The 26,778-nt window shown below is 68.6% G+C and carries 26 protein-coding genes; 1 reads left to right on the top strand and 25 read right to left on the bottom strand.

Annotated elements, in window-relative coordinates; translation table 11 throughout:
- Positions 1 to 144: 144 nt before the first annotated feature.
- Positions 145 to 891 (top strand): transposase family protein, encoded by a 747-nt coding sequence (locus CUT83_RS08670; protein ID WP_101254054.1) that lies wholly within the window; start codon positions 145 to 147, stop codon positions 889 to 891.
- A gap of 35 nt (positions 892 to 926) precedes the next feature.
- On the opposite strand, the gene CUT83_RS08665 is transcribed toward CUT83_RS08670, so the two are convergent.
- The 25 genes from CUT83_RS08665 to rplN all read right to left on the bottom strand — a co-directional run bounded on the left by CUT83_RS08665 (position 927) and on the right by rplN (position 26,681).
- Positions 927 to 1,262, bottom strand: coding sequence for a hypothetical protein (locus CUT83_RS08665; RefSeq protein ID WP_101255285.1), 336 nt, complete (start codon positions 1,260 to 1,262; stop codon positions 927 to 929).
- Positions 1,263 to 1,344: 82 nt separating this feature from the next.
- Complete coding sequence (locus tag CUT83_RS08660) at positions 1,345 to 8,271, bottom strand: RHS repeat-associated core domain-containing protein (protein WP_240958044.1); 6,927 nt, start codon at positions 8,269 to 8,271, stop codon at positions 1,345 to 1,347.
- 92 nt (positions 8,272 to 8,363) lie between these two features.
- Positions 8,364 to 12,074 carry a LamG domain-containing protein gene (locus CUT83_RS08655; RefSeq protein ID WP_101255284.1) on the bottom strand — a complete coding sequence of 1,237 codons (3,711 nt, stop codon included), beginning with the start codon at positions 12,072 to 12,074 and terminating at the stop codon, positions 8,364 to 8,366.
- Positions 12,071 to 13,609: an FG-GAP repeat domain-containing protein gene (locus CUT83_RS08650; protein ID WP_240958045.1), complete on the bottom strand. Its 1,539-nt coding sequence runs from the start codon at positions 13,607 to 13,609 to the stop codon at positions 12,071 to 12,073. Before CUT83_RS08650 ends, CUT83_RS08655 begins: the two co-directional genes overlap by 4 nt.
- Before the next feature lie 263 nt (positions 13,610 to 13,872).
- Positions 13,873 to 14,748 carry a tRNA pseudouridine(38-40) synthase TruA gene (gene truA / locus CUT83_RS08645; protein ID WP_101255283.1) on the bottom strand — a complete coding sequence of 292 codons (876 nt, stop codon included), beginning with the start codon at positions 14,746 to 14,748 and terminating at the stop codon, positions 13,873 to 13,875.
- A gap of 133 nt (positions 14,749 to 14,881) precedes the next feature.
- Entirely contained in the window at positions 14,882 to 15,436 is a 555-nt protein-coding gene (gene rplQ, locus CUT83_RS08640; RefSeq protein WP_093851441.1) for a 50S ribosomal protein L17, read from the bottom strand.
- A 206-nt stretch (positions 15,437 to 15,642) separates the two neighbouring features.
- Positions 15,643 to 16,665 carry a DNA-directed RNA polymerase subunit alpha gene (locus tag CUT83_RS08635; RefSeq protein WP_093660637.1) on the bottom strand — a complete coding sequence of 341 codons (1,023 nt, stop codon included), beginning with the start codon at positions 16,663 to 16,665 and terminating at the stop codon, positions 15,643 to 15,645.
- A gap of 137 nt (positions 16,666 to 16,802) precedes the next feature.
- Positions 16,803 to 17,429: a 30S ribosomal protein S4 gene (gene rpsD / locus CUT83_RS08630; RefSeq protein ID WP_093851443.1), complete on the bottom strand. Its 627-nt coding sequence runs from the start codon at positions 17,427 to 17,429 to the stop codon at positions 16,803 to 16,805.
- 27 nt (positions 17,430 to 17,456) lie between these two features.
- A complete protein-coding gene (gene rpsK / locus CUT83_RS08625; protein WP_004571845.1) occupies positions 17,457 to 17,861 on the bottom strand; it encodes a 30S ribosomal protein S11 in 405 nt (134 codons plus the stop codon).
- Positions 17,862 to 17,926: 65 nt separating this feature from the next.
- On the bottom strand, positions 17,927 to 18,307 hold the full coding sequence (gene rpsM / locus CUT83_RS08620; RefSeq protein ID WP_093851444.1) for a 30S ribosomal protein S13: 381 nt from the start codon (positions 18,305 to 18,307) through the stop codon (positions 17,927 to 17,929).
- A gap of 203 nt (positions 18,308 to 18,510) precedes the next feature.
- Positions 18,511 to 18,624 (bottom strand): 50S ribosomal protein L36, encoded by a 114-nt coding sequence (gene rpmJ / locus CUT83_RS08615; protein ID WP_003956441.1) that lies wholly within the window; start codon positions 18,622 to 18,624, stop codon positions 18,511 to 18,513.
- A 60-nt stretch (positions 18,625 to 18,684) separates the two neighbouring features.
- Positions 18,685 to 18,906: a translation initiation factor IF-1 gene (infA, locus tag CUT83_RS08610; RefSeq protein ID WP_003948620.1), complete on the bottom strand. Its 222-nt coding sequence runs from the start codon at positions 18,904 to 18,906 to the stop codon at positions 18,685 to 18,687.
- Between the two features lie 315 nt (positions 18,907 to 19,221).
- A complete protein-coding gene (gene map, locus CUT83_RS08605; protein WP_101255282.1) occupies positions 19,222 to 20,058 on the bottom strand; it encodes a type I methionyl aminopeptidase in 837 nt (278 codons plus the stop codon).
- 138 nt (positions 20,059 to 20,196) lie between these two features.
- Positions 20,197 to 20,865, bottom strand: a complete 669-nt coding sequence (locus CUT83_RS08600; protein WP_101255281.1) for an adenylate kinase — start codon at positions 20,863 to 20,865, stop codon at positions 20,197 to 20,199.
- Complete coding sequence (gene secY / locus CUT83_RS08595; protein ID WP_093851447.1) at positions 20,865 to 22,181, bottom strand: preprotein translocase subunit SecY; 1,317 nt, start codon at positions 22,179 to 22,181, stop codon at positions 20,865 to 20,867. Before secY ends, CUT83_RS08600 begins: the two co-directional genes overlap by 1 nt.
- A 198-nt stretch (positions 22,182 to 22,379) precedes the next feature.
- Positions 22,380 to 22,835 (bottom strand): 50S ribosomal protein L15, encoded by a 456-nt coding sequence (rplO, locus tag CUT83_RS08590; protein WP_093851448.1) that lies wholly within the window; start codon positions 22,833 to 22,835, stop codon positions 22,380 to 22,382.
- A gap of 1 nt (position 22,836) precedes the next feature.
- Positions 22,837 to 23,019, bottom strand: a complete 183-nt coding sequence (gene rpmD, locus CUT83_RS08585) for a 50S ribosomal protein L30 (RefSeq protein WP_093660623.1) — start codon at positions 23,017 to 23,019, stop codon at positions 22,837 to 22,839.
- Entirely contained in the window at positions 23,019 to 23,624 is a 606-nt protein-coding gene (gene rpsE, locus CUT83_RS08580) for a 30S ribosomal protein S5 (RefSeq protein ID WP_093660621.1), read from the bottom strand. The genes rpmD and rpsE overlap by 1 nt, the downstream gene beginning before the upstream one ends.
- Positions 23,625 to 23,667: 43 nt before the next feature.
- Positions 23,668 to 24,051 carry a 50S ribosomal protein L18 gene (gene rplR, locus CUT83_RS08575; RefSeq protein WP_101255280.1) on the bottom strand — a complete coding sequence of 128 codons (384 nt, stop codon included), beginning with the start codon at positions 24,049 to 24,051 and terminating at the stop codon, positions 23,668 to 23,670.
- Positions 24,052 to 24,054: 3 nt separating this feature from the next.
- The gene (rplF, locus tag CUT83_RS08570; RefSeq protein WP_093851450.1) at positions 24,055 to 24,594 is read right to left on the bottom strand and encodes a 50S ribosomal protein L6; all 540 of its coding nucleotides are present in this window, start codon (positions 24,592 to 24,594) and stop codon (positions 24,055 to 24,057) included.
- A gap of 24 nt (positions 24,595 to 24,618) precedes the next feature.
- Positions 24,619 to 25,017 carry a 30S ribosomal protein S8 gene (gene rpsH, locus CUT83_RS08565; protein WP_093660615.1) on the bottom strand — a complete coding sequence of 133 codons (399 nt, stop codon included), beginning with the start codon at positions 25,015 to 25,017 and terminating at the stop codon, positions 24,619 to 24,621.
- Between the two features lie 216 nt (positions 25,018 to 25,233).
- Positions 25,234 to 25,419 (bottom strand): type Z 30S ribosomal protein S14, encoded by a 186-nt coding sequence (locus CUT83_RS08555; protein WP_004571834.1) that lies wholly within the window; start codon positions 25,417 to 25,419, stop codon positions 25,234 to 25,236.
- A gap of 3 nt (positions 25,420 to 25,422) precedes the next feature.
- Positions 25,423 to 25,986, bottom strand: coding sequence for a 50S ribosomal protein L5 (gene rplE / locus CUT83_RS08550; RefSeq protein WP_101255279.1), 564 nt, complete (start codon positions 25,984 to 25,986; stop codon positions 25,423 to 25,425).
- The gene (rplX, locus tag CUT83_RS08545) at positions 25,986 to 26,309 is read right to left on the bottom strand and encodes a 50S ribosomal protein L24 (RefSeq protein ID WP_101255278.1); all 324 of its coding nucleotides are present in this window, start codon (positions 26,307 to 26,309) and stop codon (positions 25,986 to 25,988) included. The genes rplE and rplX overlap by 1 nt, the downstream gene beginning before the upstream one ends.
- Positions 26,310 to 26,312: 3 nt before the next feature.
- Positions 26,313 to 26,681, bottom strand: a complete 369-nt coding sequence (rplN, locus tag CUT83_RS08540; RefSeq protein ID WP_055718836.1) for a 50S ribosomal protein L14 — start codon at positions 26,679 to 26,681, stop codon at positions 26,313 to 26,315.
- Positions 26,682 to 26,778: the final 97 nt, after the last annotated feature.

The following is a 26,778-nucleotide window of genomic DNA, read 5'->3' as shown; positions in this document are numbered from 1 at the left end:
TGAACGCTTCTCATCCTGTGGTTCGTGGGTGATGGCGGCTGGTGGTCGGGGGGCCGTAACGCGGCAGGGCTCCTGGTCGTTGCGGCTGGTGATCTCACTCGCCAACGTCTCGACACAGGAGCCCTGTTGGTCCCGTATCGTGCCATGCTCGACGTCCCCCACGAAGTCGTGGAGCACGTTTCCTGGCTCATCTACGCCCGAAGGCGTGAGCTGAACTCCCGCTGGCGGAAGCTGGGCTGCTTCCGCCAGGCCCTGCTGGTCCTGGTGCACCTGCGCAAGAACGAGACCCTGGCCCAGGCCGCAGCGGGGTTCGGCATCTCCACCGCCACCGCCGGCCGGTACGTGAGCGAAACGGTCGACCTCCTCGCCGAGCGCGCCCCGAGCCTGCACGAGGCCCTGCGCGAGCTGCCGCCGGAGGGGTTCGTCATCCTCGACGGCACTTTGATCACTACCAACCGCATCGCGGCGGACGAGCCGTACTACTCGCAGAAGCACCGCCGCCACGGGATGAACGTGCAGGTCATCGCCCGCCCGGACGGCACCCCGCTCTGGTTCTCCCGCGCGACACCGGGCCGCACGCACGACCTGACCGCAGCCCGCGCCCACGGTGTGATCCAAGCCTGCCTGTCCCGTCAGCTCCTCGTCCTGGCCGACCGCGCCTACCAGGGCGCCGGCGCGACCGTCCGCACCCCCTACTACGGTCATCGCGACCTGCCCGAGCACTACCAGCAGTACAACCGCGACCACGCCCGGCTGCGCGCCCCGGGCGAACGCGCCTTCGCCCGCCTCAAGCAATGGCGGATCCTCCGCAAGGCCCGGTGCAGCACCAACCGCATCGGTCGCACGGTCGCCGCCGTTCACGCCATCGAGATCGCCTGGCGCTCAGGATGAGAAGCGTTCAGTAACCAGGCAGCCCGAATATTCCATTATTGACTACTCCCCTCGCCTTCAAGCAGGCCCTGGAGACGCCTAACCTCTTCCACAAGGCGCGGCACAGCCTCCCGCGCCATTGCAATGAAGGCCGCGTTCTCGTCCCAGCGTTCATCACCGGAATCGACATATCGCGGATGCTGAACCAAAGTTGCGGCAATCATGTCTCGATGATCAAAATTCGGCCACCTCTCGGCAGTGCCAGTGTCAGGAACCGTGCTCACCGCCACAAGATTCATGGCGGAGTCATCATCCAAGGTCCTAACGAACCAAGGCGCCGGAGTAGCGGCGGAGCACAACTCCTCGATCTCCCCAAGCTCGTCCTCACCCATAGCCACCTTCCACCAACCCGATTAACTCGCCCGGGTGCCCCGCAAGAAAGAAAGCGCGGGGCACCTCGAAAAATGTGATCAACTAATATCGCTCACTCGAATACCCAAGCCTTTCGATATTCTTATAGAATCTCTTGTCATTTGTAATGATCGGCAATCCATCCTGTATTGCAGAGTGCAAGACCGAAGCGTCGTCGTCGGCAATCATCGGCCTGAAGGATTTCCCCTTCCACATGCCCCTGAGGCGAGCTTGGAGTGAAGCAACGCCTTCGCTGGTGGAAGCTGGCCCAATGCGCCCTCCCCGCTCCGACAACCAACTACCAATAGCACCTTCCGAATGTCCACCTTCGAGTAGTTCACGATGAGCAGTTGGCGAAAGCACCGGGGCGCGTCCCGCCAAAGCGGCATCCACTTCAGCGGTCTTTGCACCCGAGAGGGCATCCGTCACCGCATTCGTGTCGACTGCCACCTCGCCGCAATTGTGAACGAGGACCGGCGTAGCCCCCGCCAGCACATAGTAGGTGTGGATGCCGCTGATCGTGAGGTCGTGGGTGCGCTGGCGCTTCTCGAAGTGGCGGGTACCGGTGAGCGTGACGGTGTCGCCGTCCGGGGTGCGGAGCTTCATGCCCGGCTTGAGGTCACCGGCCTCGATCCACTCCTGCTCGGACTCCACCCAGAAGGGGTGGGTGGTGGTGGAGACAAGAGCTGCGGGCTCCCCGCTGCCGCCGACAGTGATGGCCAGGTCAGCGAAGTGCTTGTCGTCCTCGGTGACGATGGTGCCGACGACCTCACGAGCAACCGTCTCGCCGGTCTCCGGATCAGTGACGGCTACCTTGTCACCGATCTCAACGTCCTCAATCGGCTTTCTCGTACCATCGGCAAGCAGCACGCCCGTTCCGGGCAGGAAGCTATGGCACTCGTCTTCCTTTTTCTTTTTCTTGAAGTTCGCCGCCTTCTTCCTGGCAGCGGCGAGGGCGTCCTCGGCCTTTCTGACGGCCTTGGAGTACTTCCACATTCCCTTGGCGCCGCTGACCAGGTCTCCCAGCAGCCCCCAGGTCCGCTTGGCCAGCTCGTAACCCTTTATCGGCTTCCAGGCGTACTTGGTGATGAGCTTGCCGGCCAGCCCTCCCGCAAATGTGCTGGCGACGTTCAGAGCCGTCTCGCCGCATGCGCCTACATCCCCGCTGGCGAAACAGTCCAGCGCCGCATCGACACCCAACTCAACCCGGGCGATCTCTATAAGCTGACCGACCGCCTTCTTGATCTGTTGTTTAGCTGAGTTGTAATTTCCCTGCGCCTGGCTGAGATTGTTCTGGGCCTCGGTGGCTCCTTGGTCCTGGAGCCTGAGCTGCGCTTGGCGGATGACCAGGTTGGGAGGCGGACCGAGATACAGGCCGCTTGGATCGGAAAACGTGACCGGGCTGTTGTTGGCGTAGGCGTAGCCGTTGATCTGCTGGGGCTGGGTGTAGTCGATGATCGGATCGACCGAGATGAACTTGCCCAGCGACGAGTCGTACTCGCGCGCCCCGATGCTCGTCAGCCCGGTCTGGGCGTCGATCGTGCCGCCGACGAAGCCCTTCTCGCCCGGCCAGGTGCCGCTCGCCTGGCCGCGCTCAACGCCGTAGGGGTCGAAGCGGCGCTGGGCGACCGTGCCGGTGGCGGCGTCGATGGCCAGCTCGCCGGTGCCGTGGTGATCGGAGGCGAGGAAGGACAACTTGCCGTCGTCGGTGCGGACGGCGATGGTCTGACCGGCGAAGGAGTAGTAGCGGGTGGCCTCCACCTCGCTGCCGCCCTTGGGCAGGCGCAGTTCCATGCCCGGCAGGTAGACCGTGGTGGCGGTGGCGTCGCGCCGGATGACGCGGTTGCCGCCGGCGTCGTAGAGATAGGTGGCCTCCTTGCCGTCCGCCTCGACGGTCCTGGTCAGCTGACCCTCGGCGTCCCAGTGCAGGGTCTGGGTGTCACCGCCCAGGACGCGCTCGGTGGTGTTGCCGGAAGCGTCGTAGGCGTAGGTGGACCGGCGGTCGCCGGTCGGGGTGTTCTCCACGACCTTGGTGACCGCGTGCGATCCGGCGTCGCCCTCGCCGTAGGTGTAGGTGCGGGTGACGTCCTTGGCCTCGTCCAGGCCGGTGTCGTGGATGACCTCCTTGGTGCGGTTGCCGATGGCGTCGACGGTGTACGACTTCCAGTACGGTGCCGGGCCGCCCAGCGCGCTCTGCCCTGGAGAGGTGTTGCACGCCTCCGGGGACGAGCCGTTCTGGGTGCCGCCGACCGTGCCGGCGGCGACCGCCTGCTCGGGGCTCGCCGCCGGGGTCCAGGCCTCGGCCAGGCGCTGCCCGGTGTCGTAGGCAAAGCACTGCACGTCAGGAGAGGCGCCCGAGGTGTCGGAGATCGACAGGACGTTGCCCGCCTGGTCGTAGGAGTAGTTGGACGCCTTGGCCGGTCCCGCGGCGCCCTCGATGTCGACCACCGAGCGGGTCAGCCGGTCGGTCCCCTTCTCGTACTGGAAGGCCTGCCGGACGTGCTTGCCGCTGCCATTGGACAGGTGGAGCTGCTGGAGCAGGCTGGTGGCGGAATAGACGGCGCTGGTGACGTAGGGGGTGTCACTTGTCATGGACACCGGACGCTGCAGTTCGTCGTAGCCGAAGGTGATCGACTCCGAACCGAGGCCGCCCGCGGCGGGTAGTCCCTGACCGTCGAGTGTGCCGTCCCGGTTGTAGGTGGAGGTGAAGGTGTAGATGCCCGCCAGCGCGCCTTCGGAGGACGGCACCGAGTAGGCCGTGCGCAGCGGACGGTAGTACTCGTCCATGTCCTGAGTGACCATGGCGAAGTACTGGCTGCCGCCGTTCACATAGCGGAGCGAGGCATAGGCGTGGCCCAGCCAGCCCGTTTTGTCGTACCGGGTCTCGGTGAGCTTGGTGCCCAACCCGGGCTGCCCCTCCCAGGTGGAGGTGGCCCGCCCCAGCTTGTCGTAGACGGTGGAGACGACCTTGCCGCGCGCGTCCATCGTTGACACCGGCCGGTCGGCGGCGTCGTAGGTGGTGGTGGAGGCACCGCTGTCGGGGTCGATGCTCTTGACCTTGCGGCCCATCTGGTCGTACTCGTACCGCCAGGTGTTGCCCTGGGCATCGGTGACCGTCTTCAGCTGTCCGGCCGGGGTGTAGGTGTACTTCGTCGCGTCGTAGCCGTTGCCGGGACCGGCAGTGCCGTCGGGGTTCGGGGCGTCGCCGTGGTAATGGCGCAGCTCCGTCATCTGCCCGGCGGCGTCGGTGGTGGTAGTGGTGGGCACTCCACCCTTGGGCGGGTCGACATGGGTGCGCTCGCCGTCGTAGGCGGTGGTCGTCCGCCATTGTTCGACGCCCGTGACCGCGAGGATCTGTGCCGTGGCGCGGCCCAGGCCGTCGTACTCGGTCAGGGTCTGTGCCCCGACCTGGCGATCGCTGACGATCAGCAGTTCGTCCGAGGGCGCGCCGATCGCGTTGTAGGTGGCGTTGGCCTTCTTGATCTTCCCGGTGCCGTCGTAGAAGGTGTCGGCAACCATGCGGGAGCCGTCCGGTCCCTCGGTCTGCTTCTGGCGCGGGCGCAGCAGGCTGTCATACAGCTCGTACTCCGTGCCGTACTCACCGCTGATCTCGACCTTCTCTGTCTTGACCGCGACGACCTTGTCCTTGCGGACGGTATAGGAGTACTTGATGCTCGGTGTCTGGGTCTTGCTCCGGTCCGGCATCCAGACCGAGGTCAGCCGTCCCAGAGCGTCGTGGGCCAGGTCGGTGCGCTTGCCGTTGGGGTCGGTCTGACCCGTCGACTGCCCCCAGGCTGGGGCGTAGTCAGTGGTGGTGACGTGACCGAGCGCGTTGGTGACCTCGGTCTGCGAGATCAGACCGTTGACGTCGGTGTACTCGGTGCGCACGGTCGCGCCGACCGCGTCGGTCTGTGCGGTGGGGCGTCCGAAGGCGTCGTAGGTGGTGGTGCCGGTGACCTGGTAGGTGCCGGTGGTGCCGTCGTGCGAGGTCAGCCGTTCGGTCCTGGTGGCGTCGCCCTTGGTGGGCGCTTCACCGAAGTCGCCGCCATCGTAGTGGGTGCGCTCATCAGCGATGACCTGGGTGGTCCGGTCGGGAGTGGCCGAGCAGGCGATGGAGACGGCCTCGCTGCGTGAGGGCAGCTCGTAGATGTTCTTCGCGGAGTTGTCGGCGTACCACAGACGGGTGCAGCGGTCGTCGTCGGTGGTGGCCAGGTCCCCGGAGTCGTCGGTCTTGATCAGGCGACCGGTGTCGGTGTCGGTGTCGTAGGTGGAGACGGACTTGGTCTTCCGCCAGGTGCCGTCGGACAGCAGGCTGTAGCCGCGGGTGGTGACCGGCTTGGTGATGGTGGCCTTGGTGGTGGCCCAAGGCTTGGTCTGGACGGCGGTGTCGTGCTTCCAGGGCTCGTTGACGACCTTGGAGACGACCGTGTCCCCGTCGTAGGTCGCCGCCTCCAGCTCGAAGCCGGTGTACTCCTTGTGGTCGGTGTAGCTCTTGCCGGTGGAGTCGGTGACCGTCACCGAGCGGGTGCCGCCGTCGGGGTCCTTGTCACCGTGCATGCCCCGCAGGTACGTGTAGTCGATCCGCGTCGAGGTGGTCTCGCCGTCACCGCTGGTGACGGCGACCTTGCCGTAGCCCTGCCACTGGCCCCAGGTGAGGAACTTCTCGTCGGTGATGCCGTCGGGCTCGGCGTGCCGCCAGGCGGCCGGGCCCTGGTAGGCGTAACGGGTGACGAGGTCGTCGCCGCCGCCGGTGCGGTCGGTCTCGACGATCTCGGCGACGACGTACTTGTGGAACCAGTCGGTGATCGGCTCGATGTGGCCCGGCGGCGCCCATTTGACCGGGTAGCAGCGCTTGGTGGACTTCCCCGGAGTGGGCAGGGCTCCGGCGGTGCAGTCGGTGGGGGCGTAGTTGACTTCGAGCTGGGCGCCGGTCTCGCTCAGCACGGAGGCCAGGCGGTGGCGGTGGAAGGCGTCGATGTTGTCGCCGTCGGCGTCCACCCGGTTCTCCAGCTGGATGCCGTGCAGGTCCACCGAGGGCATCGCGATGTGGTCGTCGCCGACCCGGCCCTCGTGGCCGATCTTCGACAGCCACAGCGTCTTGGAGTCGTCGCCGTTGTCGAGGAAACGGTGGGTGAGCGTCCAGGCGTCGACGTCCTCGTAGGTGTCGGCGCCGGTGCGCATCTGGGTGGTGACGCCGGTCAACCGCTTGGTGGTCCAGAACGAGGGCGAGACCTGACCGGCCTCGCAGTGGGTGCCGGCCTTGCACTCCAGGTCGACCGGGGTGTCGGGCCAGTGGGCGGCGTTGGCCGGGGTGCGCTTGCTCGCGGCGCAGTTGAAGGTGTCGGTGGGCAGGCAGCGCTCGGCGACGGTGAACTTCACCCGGGCCGGGGCCTTGGCCGCGTACACCTGGCCGTGGCGCTGTCCGTAGTCGATGCGCTTGAGATAGCCGCCGCGGTGGTACGCGGTGCCGTCGGTGTCCGTCTTGCCGTTCAGGGCGTAGTGGTTGGTCTCCGCCCCGTAGAAGTACGACATGACGTTGCCGTGGGTGTCCTTGACGTGGTCGAGGTTCCACCGCCATGCCTGCTTGCAGTGCGCCTTGGAGAAGGTGGCGTCGTGGCAGGGCTCACCGGAGTCGTCGCCGAAGACGGGAACGGTCCAGGCTGAATCGGTCTCCTCCTTGCCGGAGGTCCAGCCCGGCAGCCGGTTCAGACCGAAGTAGTACTCGGTGCCGTCGGTGGTGGTGACCCGCCAGTGCTCGCCATTGTCGTCGCCGTTGGTGGCACCGGTGAGTTTCTCGACCCGGGTGCCGCTCTCGCCGGTGAAGTGCCACTCACCGGTGTCGTCGTCCTTGATGAGCCGGCTGGAACTGCCTTCGAGCATGATGGTGGCGTTGTCGAACGCCCAGCACTGCTCGGCGGAGGTCTTGTGGCCGTCGTCGGCGCAGGGCTTGTAGCTGCGCTCGATGTAGCCGGGTTCGTAGCTGAAGCCGTCGCCGATCCAGGAGCCCTGGTTGTTGGTGACCGAGGTGCGCCCGTCCACGGACTGCGAGGAGTAGCCCAGTCCGATGGTCGGGGTCAGCCCACCGGGGGTCGGGACGGTGCGGAAGGGATAGTTCCAGGAGAACCCGCCGGAGGAGTTGGCCACCGACCAGCTCGCCGAGGGCGACAGGGGGGTCGCCTTGTAGTCGCCCTTGTCCGAGGAGGTGCCCGAGGTCAGGGCGACCAGAGTGGACGACTCTCCCGCCTGGGTGGACAGGCCCGGCTTCACCGGCTGTGCCTCCACGCGCGCGGTGACCGTCCGCTTCGAGGTGTCGTTGTCCGACGCCAGAGGGACGGGCAGTTCGGGGCAATCCGCGGTGCCCGGGGCAGCGGTCGCAGCACAGTCGGGCAGCTTCACCAGACGCAGCCGGGAACCGTAGCCGCCGCCGTATGCCTCGGCGAACTTCGAGTAGTCCAGAGAAAGTTCGACCGGTCCGGGCTGCTCGGAGCCGTCGGTCCGGCTGACCTCCAGCACCACGGCGCTGTCGAGTTCGGCGGCGCGCTCGCGGTCCAGGGATGTGATGCGGACCTCGGCCGGGGAGGCTCCCGCCTTTCCGGTCTTCTTGTTCTCCGCGGCCTTCTTTCCGGGCTTCTCCTGTGCGGCCGCCGTGACCGTCACCGGTAGACCGCCGACATCGGTGCGCTCGGCGGTCTTCACGTCGGCGGCGACCGCGATCTCGGCGCTGCCGGGTTTCGGCCACTCGGCCTTGTCCAGCCGGGTGGCCGCTGCCTTCTCCGCGGGGTCGGCCGGCCGGGGCGCGGCCTTGGCGTCCCGGCCCTCGGCCGGGTCGGCGGAGTCCTGAACGCCGGGCAGGCCTTTACCGGTGTCCTTGTCGAGCGGTACGGCCTGGGCCGTGGTGCCGACGAGGGCCAGGTTCAGGCCCAGGACGATGGCGCCGACGACGCGTTTGGGTATGCGGCGGCTGAGCAGGCGGCCTCTGAAGGGATTCAAGGGGATTCTCTTCTCCGCGAGTCCGAAGGCGGGGATTGGGGCAGGCGGCACGGATGGCGGGGCACCGGCGGTGGCCGGTGCCCCGGGGGCGGTCACAGATCGGGCACTGCGGTGGGCTGCCGCATCCTCTTGATGCCGGTGGGGTCCACCGCACCGGCGTAGACGCGCACCTCGTCCAGCGCACCGGCGAAGTACTCGCTGCCGCCGCCCTGTGCGGAGCGGCCGACCTGGAGTCCGCCGGTCGCGGGCCACAGGGTGTCGTCCTGATCGCGTGCGGTGGCGGTCAGCTGGCCCTCCACATAGAGGCGCAGTTCGTTGACGAAGGCGTCGTAGACCACGGCCAGGTGCTGGCCGGAGCCTCCGCTGACCGGCAGCTGCTCCGCGTCGGTGACCGCGGTGGTCGGCGCGTCGGCCGCGTCGGTCTCGGAGACCTCCATCTCCCACTGCCCGGTGGCCGCCTGGTAGCGCACCGCCACCCGGTCTGTGTTCTGCCCCGGCAGTGAGAACACGGTCTGCGACTGCGCCGGGGAGTCGGTGGTGAGCCGGGCGCGGGCGGTGATGGTGAAGCTGCCGTCGCCGCTCACCGGCGGCGCGGCCGTGGCCGCCCAGTCGCCTTCGCCGTCCAGGGCCAGATGACCGTCGCCGACCAGTGCGATGTCGCCGAACAGCGGATCGGCGGGCTGGTAGACCGACGCGTTCCCGTTCAGTGCCAGCGGCTCGCCGCCGTCCTGGACGTTGGCGGAGGCACCGTCGGTGGCGGTGTCCAGCATCCAGTAGCCCCTGCGCTCGGGCTTGACCGTCATCAGCTCGGCGACCTGGGCCGCGGGCAGCACCCGGTCGAAGACCCGGACCTCGGCGAGGTCGCCGGTGAAGTGGTCGCGGTAGCCGGACTTGGCCACGGCCCGCCCGATCTGGAGGTTGCCGTGGGAGGTCCACTCCGAGCCGCGCCGGGCGGTCCCCTTGAGCTGCTGGTTGACATAGACGCTCAGTTGCGGACCGCCGGTGGCGTGGGCGTCGTAGACGCCGGTGAGCAGCACCCACTGGTCCGGGACGACCGTGACGCCGGCCGAGGCCTTCCAGTGGCCGAGTGTGGAGACATCTCTGACCGGCATCGAGAAGGCCCAGGAGCCGGCCGTGGCGTCATACCCGAGGGTGAAGCCGGGTTCACCGCTGCCGTCCTGGCTGACCACGGCCATGTCCCGGTCGAGCGCGGTGGGGCGAACCCAGGCACTGACGCTGAAGCTGTCCCTGGTGTCCAGCACCGTGGCCTCGGAGTCGAGGTAGGCATCGGCGCTGCCGTCGAATCTGGCGGCGCTGTCGGCCTCGCCGCCGGGGCCGGTCACCCCGAACTGCACCGCGCTGCCCGCCGTGGCCGGGTAGCGGCCCGACTCGTCGTGGACGCCGTCGGCGTCCGCCTCGTCCGCCAGGTTCCACTGCGCGGCGACCGGGCGGCCGTCGGTGACCAGGAACTCGTGCTGGGCGGAGGCGCTGGGGTTGCCCGCCTGGTCGAACGCCTCGACGGTCACCCAGCGACGCCCGGGGGACATCGGGGTCCAGGTCACCGAGGCGGGGCCGCCCGCGATTTCGGCGGCGACGGTCCGCGGCACTTCACCGTCGAAGGTGTAGCGATACTCGACGACGTCGCCGTCGTCGATCGCGTCGTCGGTGTTCGGCGCGAAGGTGAAGGTGCCGGCCGTGCCCACCCCGTCGTGCCACACCTCGCCCTCCGGGTACTCCTGCGAGGTGACCGCCGGGGCGCCGGGCCGGCTCGAGTCGTAGACGATCTCGCAGCGCTGCGGGTCGCCGTCGTAGCTCCAGCCGCCCCAGGCGTCGCCGTCGTAGGCGTTGGCGGACCAGTAGATCACCGAGTTCGGCTGGAGGTCGTCGGTGACCTGGGTGCTCATGGTGTGGCTGAAGACCGTCCCGGCGCTGGGCGCCTTGTAGACGGTGTCGTGGGTGTAGGAGCGTGATGTGCCGTCCGCCCCCGTCCAGTCCACCTTGAAGCGCACCTTCACCTTGTCGGTACGCGAGGAGGTGTGGTCGGGGTCGCGTGCCTCGGTGCGGAACTGGGGCCGCACGTTGGTGTACGGGCGGTCCGCGCCCCAGACGCACTTGCCGCCGGGGTCGGAGGACATGTGCGCGGTGCTGATCTGCTCGGGCGGGTTGTTGTAGCCGATCTTCAGGTATGCGTTGCCGCAGATCCGCTTCCAGCCGCCGTAGGTGCTCTCGTCCCCGGCCTTCAGCCCCAGGGACATCGACGTCCAGCTCCCGGAGGCCGCCGCGCTCACCTCGCTGGTCAGCTCGCCGCCCTCGAAGTGCAGGTTGGCCTGGCTGGAGCAGGAGGTGGGGGAGATCTTCTTGTCCACCGTCATCAGGTAGTCGTCCCAGTCGTCCTGGGTGTTCGACCAGTCGCTGGAGGAGGTGATGGTGTGGTTCTTGCCGCCGATCCGGTAGAGCTGGACGGGTTCGGCGCGGGCGTCGGCCCAGTAGACGTGGTTGACCCGGGCGGAGAAGGACGCCTTCAGGATCTGCTTGCCGCGGTAGAACGACATGGGCATCGTGAACAGCAGGCGCCGTACACCGATGCCGTCACAGGTGCTGGGGTTGTAGTTGAGCGGGCACTTGCCCATGCCGGCACTGCCGGAGTACTTCCAGTCCTGCTCCCCCGGCATGCCGGACATCACCGATGTCCAGGCCGAGCGCGAGGTGGTGCGCTGGATCGGGTCGATGACCACCGGGTAGACGGTGTCCTCGCCGGTGAGCAGCTCCTGGTCCGGGACGAGGGTGAGGGTGTCGCCGCTCACCTCCACGTCCACCGGCGCGGTGCGGCCGCCCCCGCCGGGGCCTTCGGCGGGCGTCCGGGCGCCGGGGCCCTCGGTGTTGACGGTGAAGGACGCCTGGTCCGTCTGGCCGGCGGCGGGCTGTTCCGCCTCCGTGCCGGTTCCCGCGTCCGCCGAGTCCCACATCACCGGCTTCCCGGCCTCGAAGACCGTGCCGCCAACCGCCGCGTCGACCGCCACCAGCGATCCGTCCGCGGTCTCGCGGACCTCCAGCCCCTCGGTCCGCATCCCGAAGTCGATGCTCGCCAGCTCGGGGTTGGCCGCGGCCTCGGCCGTCCTGACGACCAGCAGGTGGCCCAGGCCGTCCACCTCGGCGCGCGCCACCAGGTCCACGCCGGGCAGGACGTCGGGGTAGGTGGCGGAGTCGCCCTCGATCCGCGGGGCGGGCAGTTCACCCTCGGGCCAGGTCAGGGCGTACTCGCGACCCGCCTTGCGCATCCGTGCGAACGGCCCGTCCCCGCCGTCGGAGAACTCCAGCTCGACGGTGGCGGCCTTCGGCGACCAGTCGCCGTCCTCACGCCGCACCAGGGTGCCGTCGACGTCCACCCACTCGCCACCGCGGAAGGCGCGGACCGGCTCGGTGTACTCGTAGGCGGTGAAGGAGCCGTCGGGGTTGGCGAAGACCTCGCGGCGTTCCTGCCGAAGTCCGGCCACCTCGACGGCCTCCCCGTTCGCCTCGGCGGCGGCCTGGGCCAGTTCCTCGGTCTGCTGGACGTCGGCGTACCGGTTGGAGGACTTCCCCGCCGGGGCGGCCGGTGCGTTGCTCACCGTGGCCCCGGTGTCCGTACCCGCTCCGGGCAGTGCCGCGCACCCGGTGGCCAGGAGCGCGGTGAGCGCTCCGATGACGGTCGCGGTGCGGCGCGTACGGCGCCGCGTTCGTCTGTCGTTCACGTTCTCGCCCTCGGAGCCGTCGAAGTCGCCGGGTCTTCCCTGTGCGTGGTCCGTGCCGCGCCGCGCGCTCACCGGACCACCGATCCGAAGGCGCGTCCGCCGGTGGGGATGCCGCCCTCGCCGGGCCGCCAGGCGCTCACCGCGCCGGTGCCGCCGGAGATCAGGTTGGCCCAGAGGATGCCGTGAACACCTCGGTCGGCTTCCGGGCCATAGGGCATGCCAACGTGGAGCGTCTGCGGTGTGGCCGACAGGCTGGTGCCCAGGTACTCCCTGACCCCGGGCTGCCCGGGGAGCCCGTGCAGGCCCTGCTCCAGCCACACGTCGCCGTCACCGGGCGGTCCGGCCAGCGGGAAGATCTGCACACTGCCCGAGTCCTTGCCGCCGGCGGTCTCGAGGTCCTCACCGGGGATGCCGACGGCCAGCAGCAGGTTCTGTGCGGTGCTGGTCGAGCCGGGTGCGGTGTTCACGGCGGTGAGCTGCTGCCCGAAGTAGTCGCCGTCCTCCCCGGCGCCGGTGACGCCGGCGATGCCCTGGTGGATGTCGGCGACCTGGGTCACGCCTCCGGATAGGGTGACCCTCAGAGTGACGACCCGCCCGGCGTCCTCGCCGGTGGAGGTGTCCTCGCCGGGGATGCCCACCACGACCAGGGTGTCGGTCGTCGAGGAGGAGCCCGAAGGCCGGTACTGCACGGCGGCCAGCGCCGCTCCGTACTGGTCGCCGGTCTCGGCCACTCCGTTGATCCCGGGTGTGTCCTGGTGGGTTCCGCCCACCGGCGTGGGGTTGCCGTCGGAGTTGATCGCGTGCCTGAGCATCTGCACTCCGCCGGAGAAGGTGCGGTCGCCGATCGCCTCGCCGGGGACGCCGACGGCGATGTGGTAGGGCGAGGCGGCGATCGAATAGCCGAACCGGTCGTCGTTCTCCGGGGGGCCGGACGCCCCCTCATCGTTCTGGTTGAAGGCGACGTTGACGCTGTCCCGCAGGTAGTGGACGCTGCCGGCGTCGCGCAGCCCGCCGCTCAGGTCCTCGCCGGGCACTCCGATGATCAGGTAGGGACGGCCGGGCCCGGTGTGGCCCGCCGCCAGGGAGTATCCGAACCAGTCCCCGGCCTCGGCCGCCGAGGCGGCGATGCTGCCGGAGCCCTTGCCCTGGCGGAGGTCGAGGGCGGCGGGCCCCTTGCCCAGGCCGGCGGGCGAGCCGTAGAGGATCTGCGCCGATCCCGCGTCGGACTGGTCCTCGATGTCCTCGTAAGGGGAGCCGACGACCAGGTCTGCGCAGCCGTCGTCGTTTTGGTCGAAGGTCGCCAGGGCGTGGCCGTAGCGGTCTCCCGGCTCGGCCACCCCCGGGATCCCCTCGGTGTCCTGGGAGATCTCCTCCGCTCCCTGACCGCCGCCGTAGACGATGTGGACGGCCCCGGCTTCGGAGTGTCCGGAGACCGTGGCCTCGGGGTCGGCGATCGCGATGTCGCGGACACCGTCGCCGTTGAAGTCCGACGCGGTGCCCGCGGTGCACCCCGCGGCCACCGCCCGGCTGACAAGGGGCGGCGCACCGCCCGACAAGGTCAGTGCGGCCACCAGGGCCAGTCCGAACATGCCTGTGCGTGTGCGCACGTCCCGCCCCCACTTTGTGAAGATCCTTTGAAGCGAATGAAATCCCGGTGGATCTTTCTTTTCACATGTTCACTGGTCAAGGACCTGACAAAGGAATGGCTGGAAACGCACGGTGAGGGGCTGGCCACCGGAGGCTCACCCGACGGAAACGGCTCCGAACGCCACCGCCCCACCCGGTCGGCGGGCAGGGCGGGACGCGCGGTGCGGGTACGGGACGGAACCGGCGGGGGCACCGGTGCCGGCGACCCCTTGGCGGCGGCCGCTCAGCAGCAGCCGGCCACCGCGCCCGCCGTCGGGTCGGCGCCCGGGAGAGTGCGGCGGTTGCGTGCCTCGGCGTTGCGCGCGGCCAGCAGCTCGTCGGCCGGGTAGCCGACCTCCTCCATGATGAGCCCGTGCGGCCGCACCACGTGCACCGCCGAGTCCCGCACCCCGGCCGCCAGCACCTGCCCCGGCCACGTCGGAGGGCGGTGTCCGTCGCCGACGAAGAGCAGGGCGCCCACCAGCGAGCGCACCATGTTGTGGCAGAAGGCGTCGGCGACCACCCGGGCCTCCACGGTGCCGTCGGGGCGCCGCCGCCAGCTCAGCTCCCTGAGCGTCCGTATGGTCGTCGCGCCCTCGCGCCGCTTGCAGTAGGCGGCGAAGTCGTGCTCCCCCAGCAGGCGCCCGGCCGCCTCGTTCATGGCGTCCACGTCCAGCGGCCAGTCGTGCCACAGCACATGGCCGCGCCGGAGCGGGTCCACCCCTCCCGGGTGGTCGCAGACGCGGTAGGCGTAGCGGCGCCAGATCGCCGAGAAGCGCGCGTTGAAGTGGGGCGGGGCCTCGCCGATCCGGTGCACCCGTACGTCGTGCGGCAGCCGCCCGGCCAGCCGGCGCAGCAGCCGCTCCCGGTGCGCCTCCCACAGGTCGGCGGGCAGGTCGGCGTGCGCCACCTGGCCGCGGGCGTGGACGCCCGCGTCGGTGCGGCCGGCGACCGTCAGCTCGAAGACCTCCTCCGAGCGGGTCACCACCCGCAGCGCGTCCTCCAGCTCACCCTGCACGGTGCGCCGCCCGCGCTGCCGCGCCCAGCCGGAGAACTCCCTGCCGTCGTACGACAGGTCCAGCCGGACCCGTACGTGTCCGGGCTCCACCTCGTCGCTCACACCGTGATCCTCTCGAAAAGCGCGTACAGCACGTACAGCGCGTGAAGCGCGTAAACGGCGGCGGACCCGCTCCCGGAAAGGGGGAGGCGGGTCCGCCGCGGTGTGCTCGGGATGCCCCGGAGCGGAGAACGCCTCAGGCGTCCTTCTTCTCCTCGGACTTCTCCTCCGCGGGTGCCTCGGCCGCGGCCTCGGTCTCCTCGGCCGGGGCCTCGGCTGCCTCGTCCTTCGCGGCGTCCTTCTTGAGGTCCTTCACGGCCTCGTCGCCCGCGGCGTCCTTGGCCGTGCGCTTCGTGGCGGCCTCGGCCTCGCCGACGGCCTCCTGCTGCACGGTCAGGGCCTCCACCAGCTCGATGACCGCCATGGGCGCGTTGTCGCCGCGGCGGTTGCCGATCTTGGTGATGCGGGTGTAACCGCCGGGGCGGTTCTCGTAGCGCGGGCCGATCTCGGTGAAGAGCGTGTGCACGACGCTCTTGTCGAGGATCGTGCGCATCACCTGGCGGCGGTTATGAAGGTCGCCCTTCTTCGCCTTGGTGATCAGACGCTCGGCCACCGGGCGCAGGCGGCGGGCCTTGGCCTCGGTGGTGGTGATGCGACCGTGCTCGAAGAGGGCGGTGGCGAGGTTCGCCAGCATGGCCTTCTCGTGCGCGGCGCCGCCGCCGAGGCGGGCGCCCTTGGTGGGCTTCGGCATGGTTGTCTCTCCTCGATGTCTGCACCGGCCGTATCAGGTACCGGTGTCAGTGTCCGTACGGGCTTGTGCCCGCCGGAGCCGGGGCGTGCGACCGCGGCCACGGGCTCGGTCGTACGCTCCGGAGAACGTGGGCCGACCGGGCGCGGCGGGTGCCGCGCCCGGTCGGGATGCCGGCGGGGCCGACGTCAGTACCGTTCGGCGGACGGTCAGTACTGCTCGGTCTCGACGAAACCGGAGTCCGCGTCGTCGTCGGCGCCGAAGGCGTCGGCGGCGGCGGTCGGGTCGAATCCGGGCGGGCTGTCCTTGAGGGTCAGGCCCATGCCGGCCAGCTTCGCCTTGACCTCGTCGATCGACTTGGCGCCGAAGTTGCGGATGTCGAGCAGGTCCGCCTCGGAGCGGGCCACCAGCTCGCCCACCGAGTGGATGCCCTCGCGCTTGAGGCAGTTGTAGGAGCGGACGGTCAGCTCCAGCTCCTCGATCGGCAGGGCCAGGTCGGCGGCGAGCGCGGCGTCCGTCGGGGACGGGCCCATGTCGATGCCCTCGGCGTCGACGTTCAGCTCGCGGGCCAGGCCGAACAGCTCGACCAGGGTCTTGCCGGCGGAGGCCATGGCGTCACGCGGACGCATGGACTCCTTGGTCTCGACGTCGACGATCAGCTTGTCGAAGTCGGTGCGCTGCTCGACACGGGTCGCCTCGACCTTGTAGGTGACCTTGAGGACCGGCGAGTAGATGGAGTCGACCGGGATGCGGCCGATCTCCTGGCCGGCCTGCTTGTTCTGCACGGCGGAGACGTAGCCGCGACCGCGCTCGACGGTCAGCTCCATCTCCAGCTTCCCCTTGCCGTTCAGCGTGGCGAGGACCAGGTCGGGGTTGTGCACCTCGACACCGGCCGGCGGGGCGATGTCGGCGGCGGTGACCAGACCCGGGCCCTGCTTGCGCAGGTACATCACGACCGGCTCGTCGTGCTCCGAGGAGACGACCAGGCTCTTGATGTTGAGGATCAGGTCGGTGACGTCCTCCTTGACGCCCGGCACGGTGGTGAACTCGTGCAGGACGCCGTCGATCCGGATGCTGGTCACGGCAGCACCGGGGATCGAGGACAGGAGCGTGCGACGCAGGGAGTTTCCGAGGGTGTAGCCGAAGCCCGGCTCCAGCGGTTCGATCACGAACCGGGAACGGAACTCGTCCACGACCTCTTCGGTCAGTGAGGGGCGCTGAGCGATCAGCATGGGGATGTGCCTCCAGTCTTCGGCAACCGCTATTTGATGCCGAGCACCGGGCGGGAGCCCGGTTGCCTACTGCAAGGGTACGGGCGGTGCGACCCTTGCGGGCCGCACCGCCCGTGACCGTGAGCCGGTACTCCGGATTACTTGGAGTACAGCTCGACGATCAGCTGCTCCTGCACCTGGGTGTCGATCACCTGGCGCTCGGGCAGCGAGTGGACGAGGATCCGCATCTTCGACGGGATGGCCTCGAGCCACGCGGGCACCGTCTTGTCGCCGGCCTCCGCCTGCGCCACCTGGAAGGGGGTCAGGTTACGGGAGGAGGGACGGACCTCGACGATGTCGTTGGGAGCGACGCGGGCCGACGGGATGTCGGTCTTGCGGCCGTTCACCATGATGTGTCCGTGGCGGACGAGCTGGCGGGCGTGGTCGCGGGACTTGGCGAAGCCGGCCCGGTAGACCACGTTGTCCAGACGGGACTCCAGAATGCGGAGCAGGTTCTCACCCGTCTTGCCCTGCTTGCGGTTGGCCTCGTTGAAGTAACCGCGGAACTGCTTCTCGAGGACACCGTAGATGCGGGCGGCCTTCTGCTTCTCACGCTTCTGCAGCAGGTACTCGCTGTCCTTGGTGCGCCCGCGTCCGTGCTCACCCGGGGGGTAAGGACGGATCTCGATCGGGCACTTCGCGCTCTCGCACTTGGCTCCCTTGAGGAAGAGCTTCTGCTTCTCCCGACGGCAACGCTTGCAGTCGGCCCCGGTGTAACGCGCCATGTTCGTGTATCTCCTACTTCTGCCGGATCAGACGCGGCGACGCTTCGGCGGGCGGCAGCCGTTGTGCGGGGTCGGGGTGACGTCCTGGATCGAACCCACCTCGAGGCCGGTGGCCTGGAGGGAGCGGATCGCGGTCTCACGGCCGGAGCCGGGACCCTTGACGAACACGTCGACCTTGCGCATGCCGTGCTCCTGCGCGCGGCGGGCGGCCGACTCGGCGGCCATCTGCGCGGCGAACGGCGTCGACTTGCGCGAACCCTTGAAGCCCACGTGACCGGCGGAAGCCCAGGAAATCACGTTGCCGGTGGGGTCGGTGATGGAAACGATGGTGTTGTTGAACGTGCTCTTGATGTGAGCGTGCCCGTGGGCGACGTTCTTCTTCTCCTTGCGGCGCACCTTCTTGGCGCCGGCCGTACGGCCCTTCGGAGGCATAGAAAAATACTCCTATGGAGGTGGTCGGTCCTGCGATCCGGACCACTGGCGGTGTCCGGTGAGGACTACTTCTTGCCCGGCTTCTTCTTGCCGGCGATCGCGCGACGCGGGCCCTTGCGGGTGCGGGCGTTGGTGCTGGTGCGCTGGCCGTGGACGGGCAGGCCGCGGCGGTGGCGCAGACCCTGGTAGCTGCCGATCTCGACCTTGCGGCGGATGTCGGCCTGGATCTCGCGGCGGAGGTCACCCTCGGTGCGGATGTTGGCCTCGACGTACTCACGGATCCTGACGAGCTCTTCCTCGGTCAGGTCGCGGACGCGGGTGTCCGGGTTCACACCGGTGCTCGCCAGCGTCTGCTGGGAGAGCGTGCGGCCGATGCCGAAGACATAGGTGAGAGCGACCTCCACGCGCTTGTCGCGCGGGAGGTCGACGCCTTCGAGGCGTGCCATGAACGTGGCTCCTGGTTTCGTTGGAGGTCTTCCGCAGCACCGTTCCCGTAGCGAGTACGAGCCGGGTCCCCGGCCTCCGTCCGGGGGTGTCGTCCCCACCGGCGTTAACGGATGTCACGGCGGGGGGTCGGGTGTCTGCGTATCTGTATGTCGCTTGCGTCGCGCGAAGAACCGCGAGAGGTGCGAGGCGTGGAGGTCTTGCGTCAGCCCTGGCGCTGCTTGTGGCGCAGGTTGTCGCAGATGACCATGACCCGGCCGTGGCGGCGGATCACCTTGCACTTGTCGCAGATCTTCTTGACGCTCGGCTTGACCTTCATGGGATGTGAGGTTCTCCGGGTCAGGCCACCACCCCGCGCGGGGCGGAGTGAGGGCGAGATCTACTTGTAGCGGTAGACGATCCGCCCGCGCGTCAGGTCGTAGGGAGACAGCTCCACCACGACACGGTCGTCGGGAAGGATACGGATGTAGTGCATCCGCATCTTGCCGCTGATGTGCGCGAGGACCTGGTGCCCGTTCTGGAGCTCCACCTTGAACATCGCGTTCGGGAGAGACTCGACGACGGTGCCCTCGATCTCGATGGCCCCTTGTTTTTTGGCCATGCTTGAGCGCTTCACCTTCCGGGATCGGCTACCTGGGTCAGCCCGTGGGTGCGCGCAGGCACACATGGACCGACGAGCCAGTCTACGGCACGGCTCCGGGAAAGACGAATCGGGGATGTATGCCCATCGGGGGAGATCTTTATGCGGGTCTGAGGGACTTCACCCGGCTCGCAGCCGATCCGCAGCCGGCTCACCGCGGAGGAGGCGGTGGTGCGGCCGGGGTCGCGCGCCCCGTACGGCCCGGTGAGCCGTACGGCCCGGCCCTCCGGGAGAGGCCGCCGACCGGGAGGGGCCTCCGACCGGGAGGCCCGGTCGTCAGTCCAGCGGGTCGGGTGCGGTGGTGACGCCGTACTCCGCCAGCTTCGCCCGGCCGCCGTCCGGGGCCGTCAGCACCAGCGGGCCCTGCTCGGTCAGCGCGACGGAGTGCTCCCAGTGGCAGGACCAGCTGCCGTCGTCCGTCTTGACCGTCCACTCGTCCTCCAGGACGTGCGTCCTGGCCGTGCCCAGGCTGACCATCGGCTCGATCGCCAGGCACATGCCCGGCACCAGCTTCGGGCCCTTGCCGCGCCGGCGCTCGACGTAGTTCAGCAGGTGCGGGTCCATGTGCATCTGGCTGCCGATGCCGTGGCCGCCGTAGTCCTCGATGATCCCGTAGCGGCCGGAGGCCGGGCGGGGCTGGCGGCGGATGTAGCCCTCGATCGCCTTGGAGATGTCCACCAGCCGGTTGCCCCTGCGCATCGCCGCGATGCCGGCCCACATCGACTCCTCGGTGACCCGGCTCAGCTCGTGCAGCTCGGGCGCGTGGCCCTCGCCGACGAAGACGGTGATCGCCGCGTCCCCGTGCCAGCCGTCGACGATCGCGCCCGCGTCGATGGAGATGATGTCGCCCGACTCCAGCACCGTCTCCCGGTCGGGGATGCCGTGGACGACGACGTCGTTCACCGAGGTGCAGATGTTGCCGGGGAAGCCGCCGTAGCCGAGGAAGTTCGGCTTGGCCCCGTGGTCGGCGAGCACCTTGGCGGCGACCTCGTCCAGGTCCTTGGTGGTCGCGCCCGGCACCGCGGCCCTGCGGCAGGCCGCGTGCATCGCGGCGACGACCAGCCCGGCCGCACGCATCTTCGCGATCTGCTCGGGGGTCTTGATCTCCACCATGACGGCTGACGCCTTCCAGCTCGCGGTTGTCTGTGGCACATCCGGCCCGGCGCGCTGCCGCCGGGGCCGTTCACTACACGATACGGCCGCGGTGCCCGCCCCGGGCACCGCGGCCTTCTCGCCGTTCCTCCTCCGGGGTCAGGCCCCGGACTGCCCGGCTGCCTGGCCGAGCGCCTCCATCGCGCGCCGGGTGACCTCGGAGACCTTGCCGAGCGCCGAGATCGTCACCACCAGGCCCTGGGCCTTGTAGTAGTCGATGATCGGCTCGGTCTCGGTGTGGTAGACCTCCAGGCGCTTGCGGACGGTGTCCTCGTGGTCGTCCTCGCGCTGGTAGAGCTCACCGCCGCAGATGTCGCAGACGCCCTCGGTCTTCGGCGGGGTGTACACGACGTGGAAGATGTGGCCGCTGTCGTTGCGGCACATCCGCCGTCCCGCGATCCGCTTGACGACCTCGTCCTCGGGGACCTCCAGGTCCAGCACGGCGTTCAGCCGGGTGCCGGACTCGCGCAGGATGCCGTCCAGGGCCTCGGCCTGGCCGATGTTCCGCGGGAAGCCGTCGAGCAGGAAGCCGTCGGCGGCGTCGGGCTGCTCCATCCGGTCCCGGGCCATTCCGATGGTGACCTCGTCGGGTACGAGCTTGCCGGCCCGCATGTACTCCTGCGCCTTCTGCCCGAGCTGGGTGCCCTGGCTGATGTTGGCGCGGAACAGGTCGCCCGTGGAGATGTGCGGAATGGACAGGTTCTCGGCCAGGTACGCGGCCTGCGTGCCCTTGCCCGCGCCAGGCGGTCCGACGAGGACGATTCGCATCAGCGGAGGAACCCTTCGTAATGGCGCTGCTGAAGCTGGCTCTCGATCTGCTTCACGGTCTCCAGACCGACACCCACGATGATCAGGATGCTGGTCCCGCCGAACGGGAAGTTCTGATTCGCGTTGAACAACACCAGCGCGACGGTGGGCACCAGAGCGATCAGACCCAGGTACAGCGAACCCGGCCACGTGATGCGGTTCAGCACGTAGCTCAGGTACTCCGCGGTGGGACGTCCGGCCCGGATGCCCGGGATGAAACCACCATACTTCTTCATGTTGTCGGCAACTTCTTCGGGGTTGAAGGAGATGGCGACGTAGAAGAAGGCGAAGAACACGATCAGCACGAAGTACGTGATGATGTAGTACGGGTGGTCACCCGTGACGAGGTGCCGGTTGATCCAGTCGGCCCAGCCCGCCTGCGACCCGCTGAACTGAACGATCAGTGCCGGGATGTAGAGCAGGGAGGAGGCGAAGATGACGGGGATCACACCCGCCTGGTTCACCTTCAGGGGGATGTAGGTGGAGGTGCCGCCGTAGGAGCGGCGGCCGATCATCCGCTTGGCGTACTGCACGGGGATGCGGCGCTGCGCCTGCTCGACGAAGACCACCAGGGCGACCATCGCCAGACCCGCGAGGACCACCACGCCGAACTCGATCCAGCCGTCCGCCAGGTTGCCCTGCACCTTGATGGCCCACAGCAGCCCCGGGAAGCCGGCGGCGATCGAGACGAACATCAGGATCGACATGCCGTTGCCGATGCCGCGGTCGGTGATCAGCTCACCCAGCCACATGATCAGCGCGGTGCCGGCGGTCATGACGATCACCATGGTGATCGTGGTGAAGATCGAGTCGTCCGGGATGATCTGGTCGCGGACGGTGCACTGCGCGAAGAGGCTGCCGCTGCGGGCCGTTGCCACCAGGCCGGTGGCCTGGAGCACGCCGAGCGCCACCGTCAGGTAGCGGGTGTACTGCGTGATCTTCGCCTGGCCGGACTGCCCCTCCTTCTTGAGGGCCTCCAGCCTCGGGATCACCACCACCAGCAGCTGCAGGATGATGCTCGCCGTGATGTAGGGCATGATCCCGAGCGCGAAGATGGTCAGCTGCAGCAGCGCGCCACCACTGAACATGTTGACCAGGCCGAAGAGGCCGGCGCCGGCGCCCTCGGCCTCCTTCACGCACTGGTTGACGTTCTCGAAGCTGACACCCGGGACGGGGATGTGTGCTCCGAGGCGGAAGAGCACCATGATGCCAAGGGTGAACAGCAGCTTCTTGCGCAGGTCGGGCGTCTTGAACGCCCGGGCGAACGCGGTGAGCACGGTGCCTCCTGCGCCCCCCGCGTCACACGCGAGAGGTTACGGTCGTGAGGATCAACGGATAAAACGGTTCAGATTCCGCAGGAGGGGTCCTGCGGAGGTCAATAACGCACGACACCTTACCGGCGACCGTGCCCCCCATGGAACGACCAACCGGGGACGCCCGTTCCTGGGCGCCCCCGGTTGGTCACTTCACCGTGCTCAGACGAGCTCGGTGACGGTGCCTCCGGCAGCGGTGATCTTCTCCTTGGCGGAGCCGGAGACCTTGTCCACGGTCACCTGCAGCGCCACGGAGATCTCTCCGTTGCCCAGCACCTTCACGAGCTGGTTCTTGCGAACCGCACCCTTGGCGACCAGGCCCTCGACGGTGACCTCGCCACCCTCGGGGTACAGGTCCGCCAGCTTGTCCAGGTTCACGACCTGGTACTCGGTGCGGAAGGGGTTCTTGAAGCCCTTGAGCTTGGGCAGCCGCATGTGCAGCGGCATCTGCCCACCCTCGAAGCGCTCCGGAACCTGGTAGCGGGCCTTGGTGCCCTTGGTGCCACGACCGGCGGTCTTGCCCTTGGACGCCTCACCACGACCGACGCGGGTCTTGGCAGTCTTGGCGCCCGGGGCGGGCCGGAGGTTGTGGACCTTCAGCGGCTTCTGCTCCGCCATGTCAGTCGACCTCCTCGACCGTCACGAGGTGGCGGACGGTCTGCACCATGCCGCGGATCTCGGGACGGTCCTCCTTGACGACCGAGTCGTTCACTCGCCTGAGGCCGAGGGAACGCAGGGTGTCGCGGTGGTTCTGCTTGCTGCCGATGTAGGACTTGGTCTGGGTGACCTTCAGGCGTGCCATCAGGCGCTCACCCCAGCCCGCGCCCGCAGCAGAGCGGCGGGAGCAACGTCCTCCAGCGGCAGGCCGCGGCGGGCGGCGATCTCCTCGGGGCGCTGCAGGCCCCGCAGAGCGGCCACCGTGGCGTGCACGATGTTGATCGGGTTCGACGAGCCGAGGGACTTGCTCAGCACGTCGTGGATGCCCGCGCACTCCAGCACGGCGCGCACCGGGCCACCGGCGATCACACCGGTACCGGGCGAGGCCGGCTTGAGCAGCACGACACCCGCGGCCTCCTCACCCTGGATCGGGTGGGGGATGGTGCCCTGGATCCGGGGGACCTTGAAGAAGTGCTTCTTGGCCTCCTCCACACCCTTGGCGATGGCGGCCGGCACCTCCTTGGCCTTGCCGTAACCGACACCCACGGTGCCGTCACCGTCGCCCACCACGACCAGCGCGGTGAAGCTGAAGCGACGACCACCCTTCACAACCTTGGCGACGCGGTTGATCGCGACGACCCGCTCGACGTACGCGGTCTTCTCGGCGGCCGCGCCACCGTCCCGCCGGTCCCGTCGGTCCCGCCGCTCGCCGCCACCGGCGCCGCCACCGCGGCGCTGGGGTCCAGCCATTGGAATTACCTCTCTCTATGCGTCCGCTTGCGTGGGGACCGGCTCAGAACCTGAGCCCGGCCTCGCGGGCGGCGTCGGCCAGGGCGGCGATCCGCCCGGCGTACTTGTTGCCGCCGCGGTCGAACACGACGGCCTCGATGCCCGCGGCCTTGGCGCGCTCGGCGACCAGGGACCCGACCTGCTTGGCCAGGGCGGTCTTGTCGCCCTCACCGCCGCGGATCGAGCCGTCCAGCGTCGACGCCGAGGCCAGTGTGTGGCCCGCGATGTCGTCGATGACCTGGGCCACCATGTGGCGGTTGGAGCGCGTCACCACCAGGCGCGGACGCTCGGGGGTGCCCGACACCTTCTTGCGGACGCGGATGTGGCGCCGCTTGACAGCGGCGGCCTTGCGCGCGCTGCCCTTCGCGATCTTCACACCGTATGCCATGGCTTACTTACCAGCCTTTCCGACCTTGCGGCGGATGACCTCGCCCGCGTACTTCACGCCCTTGGCCTTGTACGGGTCGGGCTTGCGCAGCTTGCGGATGTTCGCGGCGACCTCGCCGACCTTCTGCTTGTCGATGCCCTCGACGCTCAGCTTGGTCGGGGACTCCACCTTGAAGGAGATGCCCTCGGGAGCCTTCACCGTGATCGGGTGGCTGTAGCCCAGGGAGAACTCCAGGTCGGAGCCCTTCGCCTGGACGCGGTAACCGACACCGCTGATCTCGAGCTGCTTGGTGTACCCCTGGGTCACGCCAGTGATCATGTTCGCCACCAGCGTGCGGGACAGACCGTGCAGGGCCTTGTTCCGGCTCTCGTCGTTCGGGCGGGTGACGTTGATGACGCCGTCCTCACCCTTGGCGACCTCGATGGGCGCGGCGACGGTGTGCGAAAGGTTGCCCTTGGGCCCCTTCACGTTGACCGTCCGGCCATCGATGGTGACGTCCACACCGGCGGGAACCTGGATGGGGAGCTTGCCGATACGCGACATGAGCTTTACCTCCGTTCCCTTCCGTTACCAGACGTAGGCGAGGACTTCCCCACCCACGCCCTTCTTCTGAGCCTGCTTGTCGGTGAGGAGCCCGTGGGACGTGGAGATGATCGCCACGCCCAGGCCGCCGAGCACCTTCGGCAGGTTGGTGGACTTTGCGTAGACCCGCAGACCCGGCTTGCTGATCCGCTTGATGCCGGCGATCGAACGCTCGCGGTTCGGACCGAACTTGAGCTCCAGGACGAGGTTCTTGCCCACCGGGGCGTCCTCGACCTTCCATCCGGTGATGTAACCCTCCTGCTGGAGGATCTCCGCGATGTGCGACTTGATCTTGCTGTGCGGCATCACGACGGTGTCGTGGTAAGCCGAGTTCGCGTTTCGCAGACGCGTCAGCATGTCTGCGATCGGATCGGTCATGGTCATGTGATGGCCTTCGGCCTCTCTCGCCGGGGTTTCCTGTCTGCTCCGTCCCTCTCCCCGTACGCGGGACGCGACGGGACGGGTGCGGTGCGGGGACCTACGGCGTAGTAAGACGGTCATGGGCGGCGACGCCCAACCCACAAGCCTAGGGCACGCGGGGAGGGCGTTCGCCGGCCAGGATGCTCTTACCGAGAGTCCCTGAGGTCCGCTTGCGCGGACCTACCAGGAGCTCTTGGTGACGCCCGGCAGCTCGCCGCGGTGGGCCATCTCACGAAGGCACACGCGGCACAGGCCGAACTTGCGGTAGACGGAGTGGGGTCGGCCGCAGCGCTGGCACCGCGTGTACGCGCGGACCGCGAACTTCGGCTTGCGGGCGGCCTTGGCAATCAGAGCCTTCTTCGCCACGGCTCACGCCTCCTTGAAGGGGAATCCGAGGTGACGCAGCAGGGCGCGACCCTCCTCGTCGGTGTTCGCCGTGGTGACCACGGTGATGTCCATGCCTCGGACCCGGTCGATCTTGTCCTGGTCGATCTCGTGGAACATGACCTGCTCCGTGAGACCGAAGGTGTAGTTGCCCCTGCCGTCGAACTGCTTCGGCGACAGACCGCGGAAGTCGCGGATGCGCGGCAGCGCGAGCGACAGCAGGCGGTCCAGGAACTCCCACATCCGGTCGCCCCGGAGGGTGACGTGGGCACCGATCGGCTGACCCTCGCGCAGCTTGAACTGCGCGATGGACTTCCGGGCCTTGGTCACGGCCGGCTTCTGGCCGGTGATCGTGGCGAGGTCGCGGATGGCGCCCTCGATCAGCTTGGAGTCGCGGGCGGCCTCGCCCACACCCATGTTGACCACGATCTTGGTGAGACCGGGGGTCTGCATGACGTTCTCGTACTTGAACTCGTCACGCAGCTTGCCCGCGATCTCCTCGCGGTAGCGCGCCTTCAGACGCGGCTGCACGTTCGTGGCGGTAGTCATCAGATGTCCTCACCGGTCCGCTTGGCAACGCGGATCTTGTTGCCGTCCTCGTCGAAGCGGTAACCGACGCGGGTGACGACCTTCTTGCCGTCCTTCTCCACGACGAGCTGAACGTTGCTCACGTGGATCGGGGCCTCGGTCGTCACGATGCCGCCGGTCTTCGAACCGCGAGCGGTCTGGCCGGCCTTGGTGTGCTTCTTGACCCGGTTGACACCCTCGACCAGGACACGGTCCTCGCGGGGGTAGGCCTCGATGACCTTGCCCTGCTTGCCCCTGTCCTTGCCGGTGATGACCTGGACCAGGTCGCCCTTCTTGATCTTCATCGGTTACAGCACCTCCGGCGCGAGCGAGATGATCTTCATGAACTTCTTCTCGCGCAGCTCACGGCCGACGGGGCCGAAGATACGGGTGCCGCGGGGGTCGCCGTCGTTCTTGAGGATGACGGCGGCGTTCTCGTCGAAGCGGATGTACGAGCCGTCGGGGCGGCGGCGCTCCTTGACGGTGCGCACGACGACGGCCTTGACGACGTCGCCCTTCTTCACGTTGCCACCGGGGATCGCGTCCTTGACGGTGGCGACGATGACATCCCCGATACCCGCGTAGCGGCGGCCGGAGCCACCGAGAACACGGATGCAAAGGATCTCCTTCGCGCCCGTGTTGTCGGCGACACGCAGCCGCGACTCCTGCTGGATCACGTCTATCTCCTGATCGTCTGCCGGTTCCCGGCGGGTGCGCGCTCACCGCGCGCACCTCGCCGAGCCTGGCGGAACTCGTCCCGAGAAGGGATCTCGG

The sequence above is a fragment of the Streptomyces barkulensis genome (assembly GCF_002843305.1).
In the GTDB taxonomy this organism is placed as follows: Bacteria; Actinomycetota; Actinomycetes; order Streptomycetales; family Streptomycetaceae; genus Streptomyces; species Streptomyces barkulensis.
This window is presented reverse-complemented; position numbering and strand designations above follow the sequence as displayed.

Excerpts from the sequence above, each read along its gene's own strand:
- CUT83_RS08670 (WP_101254054.1), top strand. The coding sequence starts at position 145 with ATGCTCGACGTCCCCCACGAAGTCGTGGAGCACGTTTCCTGGCTCATC.
- CUT83_RS08665 (WP_101255285.1), bottom strand. The coding sequence starts at position 1,262 with ATGGGTGAGGACGAGCTTGGGGAGATCGAGGAGTTGTGCTCCGCCGCT.
- rplQ (WP_093851441.1), bottom strand. The coding sequence starts at position 15,436 with ATGCCGAAGCCCACCAAGGGCGCCCGCCTCGGCGGCGGCGCCGCGCAC.
- CUT83_RS08635 (WP_093660637.1), bottom strand. The coding sequence starts at position 16,665 with ATGCTGATCGCTCAGCGCCCCTCACTGACCGAAGAGGTCGTGGACGAG.
- rpsD (WP_093851443.1), bottom strand. The coding sequence starts at position 17,429 with ATGGCGCGTTACACCGGGGCCGACTGCAAGCGTTGCCGTCGGGAGAAG.
- rpsK (WP_004571845.1), bottom strand. The coding sequence starts at position 17,861 with ATGCCTCCGAAGGGCCGTACGGCCGGCGCCAAGAAGGTGCGCCGCAAG.
- rpsM (WP_093851444.1), bottom strand. The coding sequence starts at position 18,307 with ATGGCACGCCTCGAAGGCGTCGACCTCCCGCGCGACAAGCGCGTGGAG.
- rpmJ (WP_003956441.1), bottom strand. The coding sequence starts at position 18,624 with ATGAAGGTCAAGCCGAGCGTCAAGAAGATCTGCGACAAGTGCAAGGTG.
- infA (WP_003948620.1), bottom strand. The coding sequence starts at position 18,906 with ATGGCCAAAAAACAAGGGGCCATCGAGATCGAGGGCACCGTCGTCGAG.
- map (WP_101255282.1), bottom strand. The coding sequence starts at position 20,058 with ATGGTGGAGATCAAGACCCCCGAGCAGATCGCGAAGATGCGTGCGGCC.
- CUT83_RS08600 (WP_101255281.1), bottom strand. The coding sequence starts at position 20,865 with ATGCGAATCGTCCTCGTCGGACCGCCTGGCGCGGGCAAGGGCACGCAG.
- rplO (WP_093851448.1), bottom strand. The coding sequence starts at position 22,835 with ATGGCGGAGCAGAAGCCGCTGAAGGTCCACAACCTCCGGCCCGCCCCG.
- rpmD (WP_093660623.1), bottom strand. The coding sequence starts at position 23,019 with ATGGCACGCCTGAAGGTCACCCAGACCAAGTCCTACATCGGCAGCAAG.
- rpsE (WP_093660621.1), bottom strand. The coding sequence starts at position 23,624 with ATGGCTGGACCCCAGCGCCGCGGTGGCGGCGCCGGTGGCGGCGAGCGG.
- rplR (WP_101255280.1), bottom strand. The coding sequence starts at position 24,051 with ATGGCATACGGTGTGAAGATCGCGAAGGGCAGCGCGCGCAAGGCCGCC.
- rplF (WP_093851450.1), bottom strand. The coding sequence starts at position 24,594 with ATGTCGCGTATCGGCAAGCTCCCCATCCAGGTTCCCGCCGGTGTGGAC.
- rpsH (WP_093660615.1), bottom strand. The coding sequence starts at position 25,017 with ATGACCATGACCGATCCGATCGCAGACATGCTGACGCGTCTGCGAAAC.
- rplE (WP_101255279.1), bottom strand. The coding sequence starts at position 25,986 with ATGACTACCGCCACGAACGTGCAGCCGCGTCTGAAGGCGCGCTACCGC.
- rplX (WP_101255278.1), bottom strand. The coding sequence starts at position 26,309 with ATGAAGATCAAGAAGGGCGACCTGGTCCAGGTCATCACCGGCAAGGAC.